The organism is Lysobacter arseniciresistens ZS79 (assembly GCF_000768335.1).
In the GTDB taxonomy this organism is placed as follows: domain Bacteria; phylum Pseudomonadota; class Gammaproteobacteria; order Xanthomonadales; family Xanthomonadaceae; genus Novilysobacter; species Novilysobacter arseniciresistens.
The window spans coordinates 1-634 of the sequence record NZ_AVPT01000086.1 but is presented as its reverse complement, the minus strand read 5'-3'; the positions used below and the strand labels follow the sequence as shown (position 1 = coordinate 634).

The window sequence follows — 634 nt, the reverse complement described above, 5'->3', positions numbered from 1 at the left end:
AGGCCTGGTTGCCCAGGGCGCAGGCCAGCCAGGTTTTGCCGGCACCGGTCGGGCCGGTCAGCAGCAGGTTGTGCTGCTGGCGGATCCAGTCGCCACTGGCCAGGGTGGCGATCAGACGCTCGTCCAGGGCGCGTCCGGAGCGGCGGTCGAGATCTTCCAGGCAGGCGTTGGCGTACTTGAGCTTGGCCTTCTTGCGCAGCCGTACCAGGCGCTGGTTGTCACGCCAGGCCAGTTCGCGGTCGAGCAGTAGGCCGAGGCGTTCATCGAAGCTCAGGCTGTGGCTGGCCGGCAGCGTCCATTGCTCTTCCAGGGCGCGGGCCATGCCGTCCAGGCGTAGCTGGTGCAGTTGATTCAGGGTGTGTTGCGGCATCATCGAACAGCTCCTGTTGCGGGGGTTGGTAGTAGTCGGCGCCACGGACGTTCTCGTGGTCGCCGGGTAAGGTCGTTTCGGCGGCACGCTGGGGCAGCGGCTGTTGATCCAGGCCTTGCTGGAGCAGGTTGCGCACGCTGCGCCCGGTGAAGGCGCGCAGGTGTACGGCACGTTCGGCAGCGGCTTCCAGGCGTGCATTGCCATAGCGCCGGGCCAGCGAGAGCAGGCCGAGGCAGGCGCGGTAGCCCATCTCCGGGTGCGGCT

General features: G+C 68.0%; 2 pseudogenes. Both read right to left on the bottom strand.

From position 1 onward, the window contains the following. Positions 1-373: pseudogene (gene istB / locus N799_RS14090) on the bottom strand (IS21-like element IS1474 family helper ATPase IstB); the annotation flags it as partial. Further along, positions 261-634: pseudogene (locus N799_RS14985) on the bottom strand (IS21 family transposase); the annotation flags it as partial. The pseudogenes N799_RS14985 and istB, both read right to left, overlap by 113 nt.